Here is a 15750-nt window from a genome sequence, read left to right as displayed (position 1 = left end):
TTGACAATGAAGGTTGCTAAAAAGATATCTGTTTCACTGTTTGAGGTTTTTTATGAGTTAAGCTTACATGGTAGCTTTACAAGCACAGCAAAAGCTTTAGGTGTTACAAAGGCATCTGTAAGCCACTCTATTAAGCAATTAGAGAAAGAGTTAAGAGTTGATTTACTTAATAGGACAACAAGAACATTGTCATTAACTCATGAAGGACAGCTTTTACTTACCTATTGTGAGTCACTTCAGTCAGAAATAGATAGTGTTAGAGATCTATCAAAGTCGTTTCATAAAGAGCCATCTGGAGTTTTAAAAATAAGTACAACACCGTATTTTGCAAAAGAGGTGCTACAGTCATTCATAAAAGAATACTTGTTAAAATTTCCAAAAGTAGAGATTGAGATATTAATCGAAGAAAAAATTTCTAATTTTAAAATACAGGAAGCAGATTTGATTTTGGGGGTTAATTGGCAACCACCAGAAGATATTGTTGCTCGTAAAATAGCACAAACGAAGTACATCCTCTGCGCAACACCGGAATATTTGAAGAATGGAGGCTGTCTAAATGATTTAGATGATTTACAGAAATATAACTATATTAAGCATAAATCTAGACCAACAGCTTTAGTCGCTCTTAAAGGGAAAAGTCGCCATATTGAAGTAAACTCATCGCTTTCAGCAAACGATTCTGACTTTATCAAACAATGTGTGCTTTTAAATATGGGAATTGCTCAGCTTCATGGGTATATGGTTGTTGATGAGATTAAAAAAGGAAAACTCGTACCATTATTGGAAAATGAATTTATAGATCATCAAGATATATTTATATATTATCAAAAAAATAAGTTTGTTCAGCCAAAAGTGAAAGAGTTTGTTGAGCTTGTTGTTAATGCAGAAATATTGTTGTAGAAATTTTATTATTTAGGTTTTCTTAACTCTCTCACCAAATAAGTTACTACCAATTCGAACTATACTACTACCATTTTCTATCGCAAGATTATAATCAGCGCTCATTCCCATAGATAGTCTTGTGAGTTTTTGCTCGTTAGATAACTGAGAATTAACTTCATCAAAAAAGCTCTTCATTTTCTTAAAGCTTTTGTCAGGTGTGATTGATTTTGCTGGGATACACATTAGTCCTACAACAGTTGTGTTTTTCAGCTCTTTTGATATTTTTATACACTTCAAAACTTCATCTTGCTGCAAAGAGTTAAATCCTGATTTGTTGGGATCATTATCAATATTTATTTGTAAAAAAACATTTATTTGTTTGTTTTCAGCTTTGGCAGCTTTATCGATTTTCTCAAGGTGATCTTTTTTTTCAACGCTTTGAATAGAATCTACATATTTAACTATGTGTTTTATTTTACGAGATTGTAAAGAGCCGATGAAATGCCAGCTTAGATCAGGTCTTGCGGTAGCTTTCTCCTCTAGTTCTTGTAAATAATTTTCACCAAAATCAGTTTGTCCTAGTGATTTTAAGTAGTCTATTTTTTCTATAGATTGATATTTGCTTACAGCTAAAAGTTTCACTTTGCTATCAGTGTTTTTAATAATCTGATTATATGCGTTTTTTATGAAATCTTTATCTATCATGTTTAGCGTTCTTGTCTTTTAGTCATTACTATCAAATTTCTTTCAGCATCTAAGAAAGGCACTTTGATTTTATGTTTAATAGTATTTAGTGGTAATTTTGCTAAGTTTTGCTCTTCTAAATCAGGGCCTTTCATTGCAAGCATTTGATTTTCATCAGTTAGGAAGTGTTTGCAAAGCTCATAGAAGTTATCAGATGCGCTAAATGCTCGAGATATAATGTTATCAAAACTTCCTTCTAAGTTTTCTATACGGGTATTTACGGGTTCAATATTATCAAGCTTCAAAGACTTCTTCACATTTTTCAGAAACATAATTTTCTTGCCAACGCTATCAACTAAAGTAAATTTATGCTCAGGATATAAGATAGCTAACACAACACCAGGCAATCCACCCCCTGTACCCACATCTACAGTTGTATTACCTTTTATGTGTTTTGCTACAGATAAACTATCAAAAAGGTGTTTTACAAGCATGTCATCAAAGTTTTTAATGGCAGTCATATTGTAGACTTTATTCCATTTTTCAAGAAGTTTTAGGTATTGTATCCATAGTTCAGTTTGTTCTTCAGAGGCTTTGATATCTAGTTTTTCTAAAGCAAATTGTATTTTTGTAGAGGGAGCCGTCATCATTATGTAGGTATATTGTGTGAATAGCTTATATTATAAGCTGTATTTCCGTAAAAATGTTATTATAAATGCAATTTAAATTAGCTTTTGAATGCTAGTTTAGGGTTTCTTTTCATATAGGTTATTTGCATAAATGAGTTTCATAGCCTTAACGTTACCATAAGAGGCGGCTTTATTTAGCCATAAAAAAGCTTTTTTATGATTGGTTTCAACGTAGTAGGGTTGGTCTTTGTCGATATATGATCTACCAAGAAAAAACATAGCCTCTGTATTATCTGCTTTGGCAGATTGCTCTAGGTATTTGTGAGCTTTCTCTGCATCGCCTTTAGAATTATAAATAATTGCTAAAGCAAGGGAGGCGTTAGCTCGGTATCTTCGTGGTTGCTTATGATTTTTTTTAGCTAAAAAAATATCAAAATACTTGATTGCCATATCAGTATTTTTTTTAACACCTAAGCCATAAGCGTAATGGATTCCCAAAAAATATGGAGATGTAGGGCATCCATTTTCATATAGGTTAGCAAATGCCTTTGCTGAAGATATATAGTCACTGTGTTGAAATTTAGAGTATGCTCTGTTGTATTCAGTAGAAATACATGCTTGAGATATTTGAAAGCTGAGGCATCCCAGTAAGATGGTTGTTATAATTATTTTTTTTCTAATGTTCTTCATAGTTTGTAAATTAAAGACTTGCTCTTTAGTAAAGTTTCGCTATTTAAACATAGTTATTTGTAGCTTGTCAAGCAAGGTGATACAGCATTGTAAGGCATACTAAAATGAAGTTGTATTAAGAAACAGGTTGGTTTAATGATTGACTATGACAGTCTTTTTCTATAAAATACCGAAACTATTTCTGCAATCTATAAGATTGGTTTAAATTTTAAATATATTAATTAAGAGGATAATAACATGAAAAGAACTTTCCAACCTTCAAACCTAAAAAGAAAAAGAACTCACGGTTTTCGTGCTCGTATGAAGACTTTAAGAGGTCAAAAAGTAATCAGAAACAGAAGAGCTAAAGGCAGACATAAGCTTGCAGCGTAATTTTTGTTTAACAAAACAAAATATACTCTCTAAAGAAGAAATAACTAAAGTTTTCGATAATGTTGAAAATAAGATAAGCTCAAACCACTTTACTTTTCTTATTGGAGAGAGAGTGGGAAAAGAAGCTGGTTTTTGTGCAATATTAGCTAAAAAAAATATTAGGAAAGCTGTAAAAAGAAATCTTTGTCGGAGATTGTTGAAAGAAGCTTTTCGAGTAAACAAAAGTTTTCTTGATCATAAAGGCTTAGTAATCCTTAGTAAAAAGCCAGCAGATAAAGCTAGCAAGGAAGAGTTGTGGCAATCAATACAAGAATTTCAGCAGTTTTTACAAAAATAACAATCTTCCCATTTATTTTATTTATTAAATTCTATCGTTACTGTATTAGCCCATTCATACCAGCTAGATGTAGGTATTATCCGACTTGTTCCGAATATGCTCTAGAAGCTTTGAAATCTCATGGTATACTAAAGGGATTATATTTGAGTGTTTGTAGAATTCTTAGATGTCATCCGCTATCTAAAAGAGACTACTATGACCCCGTTCCTAGCAAAACAAAAGGTTTAAAATAATAATGAAATCCAATCATATAAGAATATTACTATTAGTTACAATAGCAATAATGTTTGTTTCCCTTATGGGTAAATGGGATGAGACATTCCCATCAAGTGATAATACTCAACAAACTACGACACAAACGCAAGACTCTACTAATCATTACAGTGATTCAACTACTGTTACAAGTGGTAAGGCTACAACGCCAGAGAAGAGTAAGGTTAAAGAGTCATTAGCTGCTAAGACAAATTTTTCTGAGTATGATGATTCTAAGAGTGTAACTATAAACACTAGTGTTTTTAAAGGTTTGAAAGTAAGCCTTAATGGTGGTGCAATAACTTCAGCTTCATTAAAAGATTATACTGTGAGTTTAGAGGATAAGTCAGCAATGCCTCTTCTTACAAATAAAGATAAATCACAATATATAGCTAAAAGTAATATTGTTGTTGATAAGAAGCCTCTGGATGTAACATTTGAAAATAAAGGTGTTAAAAAGGAAGGCGATAAGCAAGTATTAACTTTAGCAGCTAGTGTTGATGGGCTAGATATAGTTAGAACTTACACTTTCGATGACAGTAAGTACAATATATCTATTTCTCAAAATATTACAAATACTACTGGTAGTCCAGTAAATGTTATCGTTGATAATTCGCTTGCACGTGATTTTGATCCAGCTGGAGACAGTTTCAGTTTATTAAATGCACATAGCTATACATTTACGGGTGTTGCTTACTCAACTACGCAAGATAAGTTTAGAAAAGAATCGTTTAAAGATATAGCTAAGTCAGGTGGCAAACCTACTATAGTTGGTAATGTTGGTAATGGTTGGGTTGCTTTTGTAGAGCATTATTTTGAGACTGCATGGATCCCTCAATCAATAAATTCTATTATTTATTTTAAAAATATTGATCAAAACATTTTTGAGGCGGGTGAGTATTCATCTATAACAATACAACCAAGTCAATCTCAAGATGTAACATCTGTTCTTTACTCGGGACCGATTATTAAAAATAATCTTGCTCCATTAGCACCTAACCTTGAGAAGACTTTAGATTATGGAATGTTATCATTCTTCTCAGAAATTATTTTTTGGGTAATGTCTCATATTCATGCTTTAGTTGGAAACTGGGGTTTAGCTATTATCTTGGTTACTTGTCTAATCAAGGCTATATTTTACCCATTATCTGCTAAGAGCTACCGTTCTATGGCTAAAATGAGAATGCTTCAGCCAAGAATGAAGCGTTTACAAGAAAGCTATAAGGATGATCGCCAGCAGCTTGGTAAAAAGATGATGGAAATGTACAAGAGTGAAAAGGTAAATCCTCTAAGTGGTTGTTTACCAATGGTTGTGCAGATTCCTATATTTATTTCATTGTATTGGGTGTTACTAGAGTCGGTTGAATTAAGACACGCACCATTTATATTCTGGATTCATGATTTATCGATTAAAGACCCATTCTATGTGCTTCCTGTACTTATGGGTATATCGATGTTTTTACAACAAAAAATATCTCCTGCTCCGGCAGATCCAATGCAGGCAAAGATTATGATGTTCTTACCGGTGATGTTTACATTCTTGTTCTCATCTTTCCCTGCAGGTTTAGTACTATACTGGTTAACAAATAACCTCATTAGTATTACACAGCAATATATAATTACTAGACGCTACCAAGCTAGTCACACTCATAAGAAAAAATAATTAGTTATGGACAAGTCTCTCTTAAAACCAAAATACTGGGGGATTTGGTTAGCTATATTTATAGCTAAAATCCTCGTTAATACTCTTTCATATAAATCATTGATGAGATTGGCCGTTTTTATTGGCAAGTTAGCAAAACCTTTAACTAAAAAGCGTAATAAAATAGCTTATATTAATCTCAAAATTGCATTTCCAGAAAAGTCAGAATCTGAAATTCAGTATTTGGTTGAAGAAAGTTATAAATCTGCTTGTATGGCTGGGTTTGAAAGCTTGATAGCATGGTTTATGTCTGATAAAAAATTCAAAAAAATACCTGTTGATGAAAGTGAATTTGAAACTTTTAGAACTACACATGAAAATCTAGATAGACCTTTGATGTCTTTAGGTTTTCATTTTCATACTTTAGAGATAGCTGGTAGGTATTGTGGAGATACTTTTAAACCTTTGAGTCTTATTTATCAAAAGCATAAGCATCCAGTGATGGAATATGTGATTACCTCTTCACGCTTAAAGTATGTTGAAAAATGTTTTGAACGTAAAAATATGCTGACGGTAATAAAAAGTTTAAGAGGACGCATGACACTTTGGTATGCCCCAGACCAAGATTTTAAAGAGCATAGTATTTTTGTACCTTTTTTTGGTAAGCTTTGCTCTACTTTGGTGGTTACTCCATGGTTAGCAAGGAAAACAAAGTCTATAGTTATCCCAACATATTATGTAAGGAATAAAGATTTATCAGGCTATAAAATGATTTCTGGTGAGCCAATTGAGTTTTCAGGTAATGACTATGAAGATGCATTACTTGTTAATAAGTTTCTTGAAAGTGCAATTCGTAAATATCCAGAGCAATATCTATGGCAACATCGTCGTTATAAAACTCGCCCAGATGGTGAGCCAAAAATTTACTAATAAATTATTTACCTACATTTATTTATCTATCTTTCTTAAGTATGAAAATTATAGTGCAAGTATTTGTATTAAGAGTTTATAATTTTTATTACTTTGAGTATAATTAATCTTTAGAAATCGTAAGAATATAAAAACAGGTTTTTTAGGATTAAATTATGCAAGATAGCTCTCTTTCTTTTATTCAGTTGATATGGCACGCTAATTTTGTTGTGCAGCTTATAATGTTGCTCTTAGTGGTTATGTCGCTATATTCATGGAAAGTTATGATAGAAATGAATACTAGAGTGAAAAAATATAAAGATGAGCAAGCTAAGTTTGATAAACTTTTCTGGGCTGGTCACCATATTCAAAAGCTTTACGAATATTATTTACAGCATAAAGAAAATATATTTGGTAAGTCTGTAATATTTTGTATGGCTCTTAAAGAGTTTAATGGTTTAAAAGATACGGGCATTCTTAAAGGTGAAACTATACTGGAAGGTATGGAAAGGACTGTTAGTATAGCAATTTCACAAGAAGCTAAAGAATTGGATAATGGCCTTTCAGTACTTGGGATGATTGGTTCGGTTGCACCATATATTGGCTTAGTTGGTACTGTATGGGGTATTATGTCTTCATTTAGTGCTCTTGGTGGTGTTGAGCAAGCAACTATATCTGTGGTTGCTCCACATATTGCTGAAGCTCTTATAGCTACAGCTTTAGGCCTGTTTGTCGCGATTCCTGCTGTTGTTGGGCATAGTAGGCTTGCTAATCAAGTTGATGATGTTTTGTCAGGATATGAAGCGTTTCAAGATGACTTATGTATATTGTTACTTAAAGAAGCACATAAGGATCAATTACAACAACCACATAATCAAGAAAATTACTAAAGCCATTTTATGAGAAGAAGAAATAAAAAGTTTTTTAGAAAAAAAAGAGCGATGGTTGAAATCAATGTAGTACCATACATTGATGTAATGCTTGTATTACTAGTTATATTTATGATTACCACGCCAATTTTAACACAGGGTGTAAAAGTTGATTTGCCGAAAGCAACATCAGAAAAAATCCCGTCAAATGATAGTAAACCAATAGTTGTTACAGTTAATAAAGATGGTCAATATTTTATAAATCAAGGTGTTGGTAATCCAAAAGCATCATTAACTGCTTCGAAGCTTAGCTCAGTGGTAATAAGTCTATCAAAACAAAGTGCAGGTAAGCCTGTATATGTGCGAGGAGATAGTCAAGCAAGTTATGGTGAGGTTGTTAAAGCGATGGCTCTTATTCAAAAAGCAGGTGTTGATAAAGTGGGGTTAGTTACAGAAGATGGAAAATCTTAAATCCTACTATCATAAAGCAAAAATTTTTTGTAAAAAACAAGTTGATAAAGATCCATATTTAGCAAAATCAGTGTTAATACATGTAAGTGTAGTTGTTTTGCTATGTATCTTATCGTTTGTTAGTACGCTGAGATTTAGTTCGCCAACTAATTTTGAAGTCCAGATTAAAGGCAAGCCTAACCACCCAACAGTTATACAAGCTACATCAATTACTAGTCAAGATTTAGATAAGCAAATACAGTCGTATGAAAATAATCGTGAGCAAGAGAGAAAAGCTCGTCAAGATATTAAAGATGCTAAGCAAGACATAAAAGAAGCACGAGCAAAAGCTATAAAACAGGCAAAAGCACGAGCAAAAGCAAAAGCTGAGGCAGATCGTAAGGCTAAGTTAGAAGAGCAAAGGAAAGCTAAACTCGAAGCAAGGCGTAAAGAGCAGAAAAAGCAACAAGAGTTAGAGAACCAGAGAAAGATTGCTGAAAAACAGAAGCAACAAAAGCTTGAAGAGCAAAGAAAAAAAGAGTTGCAAAATAAAAAAGCAAAACAGGAAAAAGCTAAGCTTGAAGCAGAGAAAAAGCGTAAGCAACAAGAGGCAGAAAAACAAAGAAAAGCTCGAGAAGCACGCTTAGCAAAAGCTAGAGCAGAAGCTCAAGAGTCAGCTCGAAGACAAGTACAAAAAAGTCAAAGTGATTCAGCTATTGCTAGTTACTTAGGTGAGTATCAGCAACGCATTGAAGATCATTGGGTTAGAGATAATTGTCGGGGAATATATAAATTCCCTAAAGCAATAGCTAGAAATGGTAGGTTTATAAAGCTTACAGGAACTACTGGAAATTTCAGGTGTGATCAATCATTAATAGATGCTATTAAAGATACCACACCACCAGCAATAACAAATGATGTGGCAAAACAAAGATTGCAAGATGAAAATATCAGCTTCTTATTCGATCCATATAAATAAAAAGGTAACAAATGAAAAAGAAAATTTTATATATTGCAGTATTTATTTTTATTAGTTTTAATCTCTATGCGGATTTCGTTGTAAATGTTCGTTCAGGGATAATAAAAAAACCATTAGTTGCAGTAATTTCTAATAACATGATTGATGGTTTTTCAAAGTCTGTTAACAGTGTTGTGGAGGAAGATTTAGCTCATAATGCTAAGCTAGAATCAAGTATGCCGATACAATATGAAGTTAAAAGTCAAAATTTAGTACCTTGGAAAAATATAAAAGCTGATTATGTTGCTTATACGAAATACACTAAAAACTCGTATAATAACTATACAGTAGAAGTTAAAGTCTTAAAAAGAGATGATTCAAGCTATATTCAGTCAATAACATATAGAAATATCAGTGCTGCTTTAAGTAGAACTTTAGCTCATAAAATTTCGAATTATATTTATAAAAAAATAACTACTGAACAAGGTTTTTTCTTAACGAAACTAGCTTATGTAAAAGTGACTAATCCATACTCAAGGTATGGTAGAACCTATGAATTGATAATCTCCGATTATGATGGATATAATAAACATACTGTTTTAACGCAGAAAGATAATCCTATTGCTACACCATCGTGGTCGAGTGATGGTAAGTTTATTGTATACTCTAGTTATAGTGGCGGTAGTATGGCAGTCTATAAGCTTCAAATTGCTACTGGAAAAGTTACTAGAATATCTAACTTTAAAGGGATTAATAGTGCCGCAGCGTATTCTCCTAATGATGATATGATTGCTTTAGCCTTATCAAAAGGTTATTCAGATCAGACAAATATTTATATTATGAATCTTGTAAATAAATCTTTAAAGAGATTAACGATTAATGGTATTAATACAGCTCCAAAATTTTCACCAAATGGTAAGAGTGTAATATTTACCTCAGATAGAGGAGGTAGACCTAATATATATGTTGCACCTATAAACTCTAAATACCCTCAATCTTCAAGACTAAGTAGCAAAATATATCAAGGATATGAGCCAAACTATACGCCAGATGGTAAGGACGTAGTATTTATGAATCAAAGTGCTCGTTCAAAAGGGACGCGGATTGCTGTATTTGATATATCTAATAGTGATCTTAAGATATTAACGAATGGAAAATCCGATGCTTCACCTACTGTTTCACCTTTTGGTGATATGGTTGCGTATGTAGCTTCGAATTCTAGAGGTTATAATTCTATAGATATGGTATCCTTAAATGGAGATAATCATTTTAGTATAGTGAATATTGATGATAATAAAACGCTTATTCAGTCACCATCGTGGTCACCGAAAAATTTTTAGGGAAGGTTTATGGGTATATTAAATAGGTTTTTGATTTTAGTAATAGTTATAAGTTCACTCGCTAGTTGTGCATGGTATAAAGGTCCTGAGCTTATGGGTAGTTCAGATGCTAGTCTTGATGGTTCATCATTAAATGAAACAGGGCCAAATACTATTGATATGCTTAAATCTGGAGAAAATTCAGGTGGTAATTTTGCTGACAGCGGTGGTAATTTTGAAACTACAGATTTTGATAATGTTACTTAAAATAAAAAAATAAATGGAGATAATAGTATGAAAAAGAAAATAATTGGTTTAACTGTAGTAGCTTCAGTATTAGCGTTGGCTAGTTGCTCTAGTGACAGGCCTGATAATAGTGATTTAATAAAGAATAAATATGCAGGTGTTGATAGTTCAGATGCTTTAGAAATGTCATCAAAAATATTTGGTTCTGAAAATATGAGTTCAGATGAGGTTTCTAAAATGAAAGAAGAGTTAATGGGTATAAACTGTAGATCTGTGTATTTTGGATTTGATAGTAATGATGTTACTGATGATGCTAAAACATGCCTAGATCAAACAGCAGACTATCTAATAGCACATCCTAATCAGCCAATTAAACTTTCAGGTAACACTGACCCAAGAGGAAGTGATAAATATAACTTCAATTTAGGTCAAAAAAGAGCTGATGCAGTTAACCAGTACTTGCTTTCGAAAGGTGTTAATCAAGACCAAGTATGTGTGGTAAGTTATGGTAAATTAAAGCCAGCAGCAGAACCTACGCAGTACTATGATGAGTTCTGTAGTGATGGCATGAATGATGCTTGTATGTATAAAGCATCTGAGAAAGCTTATTATTTAGATAGAAGAACTGATCTTGATTTTGGTGTGAAATGTGATGAAAGTGACTCATCTATTCAGCCATCAGCAGAAATGTAATCTGATTTTTTATCTATTCTTTTTTCTCAAATTAATCTAAAATACACTTCATAATTCTATATAACTTTAATTATCATGATTAAAATACCTAAAATTGGCTTTGTGAGTCTTGGTTGTCCTAAAAACCTTGTTGACTCTGAAAGAATAATTACTAAGCTAAAAGCTGAAGGCTATGAACTATGCGATAGTTACAATAATGCTGACATGGTAATCGTAAACACTTGTGGGTTTCTTAACTCGGCAATAGATGAATCACTTGAAGTGATTGGTGAAGCGATTGCTAAAAACGGTAAAGTGCTTGTGACAGGATGTCTTGGCAATAAAGCAGACATGATAAAAGAGAAGCATCCTAAGGTTTTAAGCATTACAGGCCCACAGGATTATGAAAATTTAATCGAAGCTGTACATACTCATGCCCCGATATTTGCTAGTGATTTTGTATCTTTAGTTCCACCACAGGGTATAAAGCTTACACCGAGACACTATTCTTATTTGAAAATATCTGAAGGTTGTAACAATACTTGTACTTTTTGCATTATTCCAGATATTCGCGGTAAATTAAAAAGCCGTAATATTGATAATATTATGATAGAGGCTGAGAAGCTTAAAAATGCAGGTGTAAAAGAGCTACTAGTAATTTCTCAAGATACTTCAGCGTATGGTGTTGACATAAAGTATAACCCTGGTATTTGGCATGATAAACAATACCAAAGCAATATATTAGATTTATCTACAGCATTGGGTGAGCTAGATATGTGGACAAGATTGCATTATGTATATCCATACCCTCATGTTGATAAAATTGTACCACTTATGGCTCAAGGTAAGATTTTACCGTATTTGGATGTACCATTACAGCACTCTAGCCCAGAAGTGCTAAAAAGAATGAAGCGACCAGCTCATACACAAAAGACTCTTGATAGGATCAATAAATGGCGTGATATATGTCCAGATATTGCTATTCGTAGTACGTTTATAGTTGGCTTCCCAGGTGAGACAGAAGCAGACTTTGAGCATTTGCTAGATTTTGCAGATAAAGCTCAGCTTGATAGAGTAGGTTGCTTCAAGTATTCAGAGGTAGAGGGTGCAAAGGCTAATAACTTTGATAGCTTAATATCAGAGGAGATAAAACAACAGCGATTAGATGCATTTATGGGTTTACAAGCTGATATAAGTGCAAATAAGTTAGAGAGATTTGTTGGAACTACAGAAAAAGTTATAATCGACTCTGTAAACACAGATAAAGACTATGCTATAGGTCGTACTAAGTTCGATGCTCCAGAGGTTGACGGTCAAGTGATTATAGGTGGTGCCCAAGAGCGAAACCTAAAAGTTGGAGAGTTTGCTGAAGTTGAGATTACAGAAGCGACGGAGTACGATTTGATAGCTGACTGATATTCAAGATATCAATGTTCCTTTAAATAATCTAAGAAAAAACTCATAATTTTTACTATTATCATAATACCGCTTTGTATCAGTGATCACATTCGCTACATCAATATATTTAAATACTACTCTAATACAAATATAAACATACTTTCTTTGTATTCATACCCTGTTGAGCCCTTTGATATTTGTAAATAGCGGTATATTGATGTTATTATGCTAATTGTGTTGACAAAACAGTCTAACTTAGAATATAATGACGAAATTATAGTGAATGGAGGTCAAGATGAGACTCGAATTATCAAGATATATAAGTGTTGCAGAAGCAGTAAGTAAACTTTTAAGTCCTTTCGCTGAAGTTGTAATACATGATTTATCAACTAATAAAATTGAAGCAATATTTAATTCTATATCTAAACGAGAAGTTGGAGACTCTTCATATTTAGATCATATTAATTTAGAAACATATGATGAGCTTTCAAATGTTATTGGTCCATATGAAAAGCTAAATTATGACGGAAGAAAACTGAAATGTATTATTGCTGTAATTAGAGATAATGATAGTGTTGCAATTGGTACTCTATGCATAAACTTAGACATATCTGTATTTGATAAGTATCAAGGAGTTTTACAATTATTTTTAACAAATAATGATAAAGAGATGTCACAAAAATCTCAGAGCTTATTTAGAGATACTTTATATGAGCAAATCAATAATTTTGTTCAGAAATATTGTTTGAATCATAATTTGAGTATAGATAATCTAACAAGGCTTCAGAAAAAAAATCTGATATTAGAGCTTAAACAAAATGGAGCTCTTGATGGAAAGAATGCTAGTCACTATATTGCTAGAGCGTTGAATGTAAGTAGAGCAACGGTTTATAACTATCTAAAATAAATTTATAAAAAGGAAATAAAATGTTAACTATATTAATTATATTAGGAGCCTTGATAGGCTTCATTGCAAGTTTTGTGTCAACACTATTAGGTGGTGGAGCTGGATTGATAGCAACACCAGCATTTTTTTACATAATATTACATACTTATGGGGCAGACTTTGCGATGCAGATAGCTTTAGCAACTTGTTGTGGAATGTCTGTATGTCTTAGTTTGGTTGCTACATATAAGCATTTACGAAGAGGTAATATTCAAATTGGAGAGTTAAAATATTATTTGATTGCTTTAGCTATAGGTTCGGTAGTTGGAGGTGTGTTGGTTAAGCATATTGATACAGCTCTTTTAAAGCATATATTTTCGGTGATACTTATACTAAGTGGTATCTGGATGATTTTACATAATGATAGTAAGATTGTTAAATTGCCTGGAACTGTAGCTTATCCAGTTTGTGGCCTTTGCGGTGTTTTAAGTGTACTTGCAACATCAACTACTTTTGCTACGATGTTTTTTATTAAAATAGGTGTGGAAATTAGGAAAGCTATATCAATTGCTAGTGTTTGTGTTGTAATAAATTCAACTATAGCAACTTTTATGCTAGTTTATGGTATAAAAGTAAATATTCCCCAAACATTTGGGTATATTAGCTTACCGTTGCTATTATCATCAGCACCTTTTTCTATTATCGGAAGTTTGCTTGCGGTGAGATATTTAGGTGTGATATCACCAGTGCTTCTTAAAAGATTGTTTATAGTTCTGATGTTTGTATCTGCTGTGATAATGGCTTTATAAATCACTTTTAAGTTTACAGGAATATTATGAGGGAATTAAAATTTTGGCAGGTTGATGCATTTACTCAAGAACCTTTCAAAGGAAATCCAGCTGCAGTTTTTATATTAGAAAAAGAGCTTGATGATGACCTAATGCAACTAATAGCAATTGAAATGAATTTATCTGAAACGGCATTTATTCTCTTAAGAGAAAATAAAAACCCTTTGCTCAGATGGTTTACACCAATGTATGAGATTGACTTATGTGGACATGCTACTATTGCGAGTTCAGAAGTATATTTTTCACATGTAGCTAGATATACAGATAAGGTTGTCTTTGATACCAAATATGTCGGACCGATTGAAGTGAATAAGTGTGATCAAGCTTATACTATGAGCTTTCCTCTTCGTGAAGGTGAGGAAGTAAATGTAAACAGCATACCAAAATATATTTTAGATAGCTTATCCTCATCTAAGCCAATTTACGCTGCAAAATCACGAGACTTAATGTTAGTTTATGATAATGAAGATTCTGTCTTAGAAATGAAACCAGATTTTAACAAACTACTAGAATGTGATGAGTTTATAATTGTTACAGCAAAATCATCAAATCCAAAATATGATTTCATATCTAGATTTTTCTGTGCAGCTGAAGGTATTTTAGAAGACCCTGTAACAGGCTCCGCTCATTCAACTCTAGCACCATACTGGGCAAAACAACTTAATAAAACGAATATGTTGGCTTATCAAGCTTCAAAAAGAGGTGGAGAGTTGAGATTAGAGATGAAAGCAGACCATGTAAACATAACAGGGTATGCTGTGAAATTGATAGAAGGGTGTATGAGTTTATAACTATCTTCAATTGAAAATATAAATATATAAGGTATACTTTGAGATTCAACTGGAGAGGTGGCCGAGTGGTTGAAGGCGCACGCCTGGAAAGCGTGTATAGTAGAAATACTATCGAGAGTTCGAATCTCTTCCTCTCCGCCAAAGATAATTTAGAGTATGCTAAATTGTTATAGAATTATTTTATCCATACTTGATATGAATTGTTGATATACTTTGTTTAATTCTTTTTTATCAATACAATAATAATTTTTATTAGCCTTAGTTTCTGATAATAAGATTTTTGCATCTTTAAGTTCTTTTAGGTGTTGAGAAATTGTTGATTGTGATAAGGGTAGGTGTTTCACAATATCTCCAACACATTCATCTTCTTGAGAAAGTAGTTTTAAAATTAATATGCGGGCTGGATGAGATAGTATCTTACTTAAAAGTACTACATCATTATATTCTTCATCAAACTGATTCTTTTTCATGTTTCTTTTAGCCAAAAGTTTTATATTTTTTACATATTATATATGGTGATTAGTTAATAACAAATAGGAACAAATAATATTAGATAAGCTGAAAATAGTTAAGAAAATCAACAAGTTTGTTATCGACAAAGGTATGAACATTAATAACAGGGGAACTAATGCTCTTGATAGATTTAAGATCAAAGAGTAAACCCCATTATAAAATGAAAAATCGTGTTCAAATATTTGCGAAATAATTAATGGTTTACCTATTGTTGATATACCTAAGCCCGTGCCGAAAAAAATAGCAAAGATTAATAGCAAATATATGTAGTAATATATAGATAATATACAAAAGATAACACTTACAAATATAAAAGATGCCGAGATTAAATTAATATCGAAGCCATTTAGTTTGTTAAGTTTATATATTATGAATCGTCCAAACACCTGAGATATTCCTATGA

Annotated in this window: 20 protein-coding genes and 1 tRNA gene; 17 read left to right on the top strand and 4 right to left on the bottom strand. The window is 32.4% G+C overall.

Annotation, left to right across the window (positions count from 1 at the left end; translation table 11 throughout):
• Positions 1-6: 6 nt before the first annotated feature.
• The gene (locus tag FLM55_RS04805) at positions 7-900 is read left to right on the top strand and encodes a LysR family transcriptional regulator (RefSeq protein ID WP_178948291.1); all 894 of its coding nucleotides are present in this window, start codon (positions 7-9) and stop codon (positions 898-900) included.
• A gap of 12 nt (positions 901-912) precedes the next feature.
• Here FLM55_RS04805 and FLM55_RS04800 read toward each other — a convergent pair whose 3' ends face one another.
• The 3 genes from FLM55_RS04800 to FLM55_RS04790 all read right to left on the bottom strand — a co-directional run bounded on the left by FLM55_RS04800 (position 913) and on the right by FLM55_RS04790 (position 2885).
• Entirely contained in the window at positions 913-1587 is a 675-nt protein-coding gene (locus FLM55_RS04800) for a YggS family pyridoxal phosphate-dependent enzyme (RefSeq protein WP_178948290.1), read from the bottom strand.
• Between the two features lie 2 nt (positions 1588-1589).
• Complete coding sequence (gene rsmG / locus FLM55_RS04795) at positions 1590-2213, bottom strand: 16S rRNA (guanine(527)-N(7))-methyltransferase RsmG (protein ID WP_178949069.1); 624 nt, start codon at positions 2211-2213, stop codon at positions 1590-1592.
• Positions 2214-2312: 99 nt separating this feature from the next.
• On the bottom strand, positions 2313-2885 hold the full coding sequence (locus tag FLM55_RS04790) for a tetratricopeptide repeat protein (protein ID WP_178948289.1): 573 nt from the start codon (positions 2883-2885) through the stop codon (positions 2313-2315).
• 237 nt (positions 2886-3122) lie between these two features.
• Here FLM55_RS04790 and rpmH point away from each other — a divergent pair, with 237 nt between their 5' ends.
• The 16 genes from rpmH (at position 3123) to FLM55_RS04710 (ending at position 14975) form a co-directional block, all read left to right on the top strand.
• The gene (rpmH, locus tag FLM55_RS04785) at positions 3123-3257 is read left to right on the top strand and encodes a 50S ribosomal protein L34 (RefSeq protein WP_112869292.1); all 135 of its coding nucleotides are present in this window, start codon (positions 3123-3125) and stop codon (positions 3255-3257) included.
• On the top strand, positions 3247-3594 hold the full coding sequence (gene rnpA, locus FLM55_RS04780; protein ID WP_178948288.1) for a ribonuclease P protein component: 348 nt from the start codon (positions 3247-3249) through the stop codon (positions 3592-3594). Before rpmH ends, rnpA begins: the two co-directional genes overlap by 11 nt.
• On the top strand, positions 3552-3827 hold the full coding sequence (gene yidD, locus FLM55_RS04775) for a membrane protein insertion efficiency factor YidD (RefSeq protein ID WP_178948287.1): 276 nt from the start codon (positions 3552-3554) through the stop codon (positions 3825-3827). The genes rnpA and yidD overlap by 43 nt, the downstream gene beginning before the upstream one ends.
• 2 nt (positions 3828-3829) lie before the next feature.
• Positions 3830-5509 carry a membrane protein insertase YidC gene (gene yidC, locus FLM55_RS04770; protein ID WP_178948286.1) on the top strand — a complete coding sequence of 560 codons (1680 nt, stop codon included), beginning with the start codon at positions 3830-3832 and terminating at the stop codon, positions 5507-5509.
• 6 nt (positions 5510-5515) lie between these two features.
• Positions 5516-6418, top strand: coding sequence for an LPS biosynthesis protein (locus FLM55_RS04765; protein ID WP_178948285.1), 903 nt, complete (start codon positions 5516-5518; stop codon positions 6416-6418).
• Positions 6419-6573: 155 nt separating this feature from the next.
• Positions 6574-7287 carry a protein TolQ gene (gene tolQ, locus FLM55_RS04760; RefSeq protein ID WP_178948284.1) on the top strand — a complete coding sequence of 238 codons (714 nt, stop codon included), beginning with the start codon at positions 6574-6576 and terminating at the stop codon, positions 7285-7287.
• 9 nt (positions 7288-7296) lie between these two features.
• A complete protein-coding gene (gene tolR, locus FLM55_RS04755; RefSeq protein ID WP_112869298.1) occupies positions 7297-7737 on the top strand; it encodes a protein TolR in 441 nt (146 codons plus the stop codon).
• Entirely contained in the window at positions 7724-8695 is a 972-nt protein-coding gene (gene tolA / locus FLM55_RS04750) for a cell envelope integrity protein TolA (RefSeq protein ID WP_178948283.1), read from the top strand. The genes tolR and tolA overlap by 14 nt, the downstream gene beginning before the upstream one ends.
• 11 nt (positions 8696-8706) lie before the next feature.
• The gene (locus FLM55_RS04745; protein WP_178948282.1) at positions 8707-10014 is read left to right on the top strand and encodes a PD40 domain-containing protein; all 1308 of its coding nucleotides are present in this window, start codon (positions 8707-8709) and stop codon (positions 10012-10014) included.
• A gap of 9 nt (positions 10015-10023) precedes the next feature.
• Complete coding sequence (locus FLM55_RS04740) at positions 10024-10260, top strand: hypothetical protein (protein WP_178948281.1); 237 nt, start codon at positions 10024-10026, stop codon at positions 10258-10260.
• A 27-nt stretch (positions 10261-10287) separates the two neighbouring features.
• On the top strand, positions 10288-10932 hold the full coding sequence (locus FLM55_RS04735; protein WP_178948280.1) for an OmpA family protein: 645 nt from the start codon (positions 10288-10290) through the stop codon (positions 10930-10932).
• A gap of 75 nt (positions 10933-11007) precedes the next feature.
• A complete protein-coding gene (gene rimO, locus FLM55_RS04730) occupies positions 11008-12327 on the top strand; it encodes a 30S ribosomal protein S12 methylthiotransferase RimO (RefSeq protein ID WP_178948279.1) in 1320 nt (439 codons plus the stop codon).
• Positions 12328-12604: 277 nt separating this feature from the next.
• Positions 12605-13216 carry a transcriptional regulator gene (locus tag FLM55_RS04725; protein ID WP_178948278.1) on the top strand — a complete coding sequence of 204 codons (612 nt, stop codon included), beginning with the start codon at positions 12605-12607 and terminating at the stop codon, positions 13214-13216.
• Positions 13217-13245: 29 nt separating this feature from the next.
• A complete protein-coding gene (locus FLM55_RS04720; RefSeq protein ID WP_178949068.1) occupies positions 13246-14004 on the top strand; it encodes a sulfite exporter TauE/SafE family protein in 759 nt (252 codons plus the stop codon).
• A 26-nt stretch (positions 14005-14030) separates the two neighbouring features.
• Positions 14031-14834 (top strand): PhzF family phenazine biosynthesis protein, encoded by an 804-nt coding sequence (locus FLM55_RS04715; RefSeq protein ID WP_178948277.1) that lies wholly within the window; start codon positions 14031-14033, stop codon positions 14832-14834.
• A 51-nt stretch (positions 14835-14885) separates the two neighbouring features.
• Positions 14886-14975 (top strand) — tRNA-Ser (locus FLM55_RS04710).
• Between the two features lie 26 nt (positions 14976-15001).
• Here the strand turns inward: FLM55_RS04710 and FLM55_RS04705 are convergent.
• Entirely contained in the window at positions 15002-15304 is a 303-nt protein-coding gene (locus tag FLM55_RS04705; protein WP_178948276.1) for a helix-turn-helix transcriptional regulator, read from the bottom strand.
• Positions 15305-15750: the final 446 nt, after the last annotated feature.

The sequence above is a fragment of the Francisella sp. Scap27 genome (assembly GCF_013394105.1).
Taxonomy (GTDB): domain Bacteria; phylum Pseudomonadota; class Gammaproteobacteria; order Francisellales; family Francisellaceae; genus Francisella; species Francisella adeliensis.
This window is presented reverse-complemented; position numbering and strand designations above follow the sequence as displayed.

Excerpts from the sequence above, each read along its gene's own strand:
- FLM55_RS04740 (WP_178948281.1), top strand. The coding sequence starts at position 10,024 with ATGGGTATATTAAATAGGTTTTTGATTTTAGTAATAGTTATAAGTTCA.
- FLM55_RS04705 (WP_178948276.1), bottom strand. The coding sequence starts at position 15,304 with ATGAAAAAGAATCAGTTTGATGAAGAATATAATGATGTAGTACTTTTA.
- tolQ (WP_178948284.1), top strand. The coding sequence starts at position 6,574 with ATGCAAGATAGCTCTCTTTCTTTTATTCAGTTGATATGGCACGCTAAT.
- FLM55_RS04735 (WP_178948280.1), top strand. The coding sequence starts at position 10,288 with ATGAAAAAGAAAATAATTGGTTTAACTGTAGTAGCTTCAGTATTAGCG.
- rpmH (WP_112869292.1), top strand. The coding sequence starts at position 3,123 with ATGAAAAGAACTTTCCAACCTTCAAACCTAAAAAGAAAAAGAACTCAC.
- FLM55_RS04715 (WP_178948277.1), top strand. The coding sequence starts at position 14,031 with ATGAGGGAATTAAAATTTTGGCAGGTTGATGCATTTACTCAAGAACCT.
- FLM55_RS04765 (WP_178948285.1), top strand. The coding sequence starts at position 5,516 with ATGGACAAGTCTCTCTTAAAACCAAAATACTGGGGGATTTGGTTAGCT.
- rimO (WP_178948279.1), top strand. The coding sequence starts at position 11,008 with ATGATTAAAATACCTAAAATTGGCTTTGTGAGTCTTGGTTGTCCTAAA.
- FLM55_RS04745 (WP_178948282.1), top strand. The coding sequence starts at position 8,707 with ATGAAAAAGAAAATTTTATATATTGCAGTATTTATTTTTATTAGTTTT.
- FLM55_RS04805 (WP_178948291.1), top strand. The coding sequence starts at position 7 with ATGAAGGTTGCTAAAAAGATATCTGTTTCACTGTTTGAGGTTTTTTAT.
- tolR (WP_112869298.1), top strand. The coding sequence starts at position 7,297 with ATGAGAAGAAGAAATAAAAAGTTTTTTAGAAAAAAAAGAGCGATGGTT.
- yidC (WP_178948286.1), top strand. The coding sequence starts at position 3,830 with ATGAAATCCAATCATATAAGAATATTACTATTAGTTACAATAGCAATA.
- rsmG (WP_178949069.1), bottom strand. The coding sequence starts at position 2,213 with ATGACGGCTCCCTCTACAAAAATACAATTTGCTTTAGAAAAACTAGAT.
- FLM55_RS04800 (WP_178948290.1), bottom strand. The coding sequence starts at position 1,587 with ATGATAGATAAAGATTTCATAAAAAACGCATATAATCAGATTATTAAA.
- FLM55_RS04790 (WP_178948289.1), bottom strand. The coding sequence starts at position 2,885 with ATGAAGAACATTAGAAAAAAAATAATTATAACAACCATCTTACTGGGA.
- FLM55_RS04725 (WP_178948278.1), top strand. The coding sequence starts at position 12,605 with ATGAGACTCGAATTATCAAGATATATAAGTGTTGCAGAAGCAGTAAGT.
- tolA (WP_178948283.1), top strand. The coding sequence starts at position 7,724 with ATGGAAAATCTTAAATCCTACTATCATAAAGCAAAAATTTTTTGTAAA.